This window comes from Oceanimonas baumannii (assembly GCF_002245495.1).
Classification (GTDB): domain Bacteria; phylum Pseudomonadota; class Gammaproteobacteria; order Enterobacterales; family Aeromonadaceae; genus Oceanimonas; species Oceanimonas baumannii.
In genome coordinates, this window is sequence record NZ_NQJF01000048.1 from 1 (window position 1) to 1,075 (window position 1,075).

1 protein-coding gene and 1 pseudogene are annotated in these 1,075 nt (G+C 53.6%); both read right to left on the reverse strand.

Features of this window, described 5'->3' with window-relative positions:
* Positions 1 to 640: IS110 family RNA-guided transposase (locus tag B6S09_RS18875; protein WP_141202007.1), on the reverse strand; the 640-nt coding region annotated here is incomplete at its 3' end.
* Positions 641 to 814: 174 nt separating this feature from the next.
* A pseudogene (locus B6S09_RS18070) lies at positions 815 to 1,045 on the reverse strand (inorganic phosphate transporter); the annotation flags it as partial.
* Positions 1,046 to 1,075: the final 30 nt, after the last annotated feature.

A 1,075-nucleotide genomic window follows, 5' to 3' on the forward strand; every position in this document is an offset into this window, starting at 1 on the left:
AGATGTGTATAAGAGACAGGCTGCGATGCCATTGTTGAATCTCTCGTTCCAACTCGACGACCTGTCGATCCAGCTCTTTGAAATGTTCCATCAAGCGCTGCATCAGTTGGCGTAACGATCCAGGAAGAGCGTTTTCATGATCTTCCAAAATATCCGGCAAACGCTCGACGATATGTCGAATGCCCTGAGGCAAGACCACGCCAAATTCGCCAAGGAGCCCACGAATCGAATTAGCTTGTGCCGTTCTGGCCTTTACAAACCCTTGCCGTGCGCAATGCACCGCCAAAATAGCTTGCTGCTCTACCGTCTTGATCGGCACAAAGCGCATGTTAGGCCGAGTAACGGCTTCACAGATCGCTTCTGCGTCAGCTACATCGTTTTTGTTCGACTTCACGTAGGGCTTCACAAATTGCGGAGCCATTAACTTGACCGTATGACCAAGTGCCTGCAGTTTTCTTGCCCAATAGTGGGCTCCGCCACATGCCTCCATGCCCACTAGGCAGGGCTCCAGGTTGGCAAAAAAAGGGACAACCTGCTCACGTTTAAGCTGCTTCCTTAGCGCTGTTTTTCCTTGTTGATCGATCGCGTGAAGTTGAAACACGGTTTTTGCCAAGTCAACCGAAACAGTCGTAAGCTGCATGAGGACGCTCCCTTCCGCTAAGTGTGGGTAACACTTTAACTTTGGCACATAGATGCCGTTAGGAAGGGGGCGTCCATTCCATTACCACAGCAAGCCCACCACCACAGAAAGCCCGCTCATCACCACAAGCCTGTTTCCCACAGCAGTACCACCCACAGGTTTGCTCAAGGTACGTCAGAACAGGTTGGTAAACAGCCAGTACAGGCTGCCGGACAACACAATCGCCGCCGGCAATGTCAGTACCCAGGCCATCAGCAAATTGCGGATGGTCTTCATCTGCAAGCCGCCGCCATTGGCCACCATGGTGCCCGCCACGCCGGAGGACAACACATGGGTGGTCGACACCGGCAAGCCATACATGTCTGCCGCGCCGATGGTCAGCATTGCCACGGTTTCCGCCGCGGCGCCCTGGGCGTCTGTCTCTTATACACATCT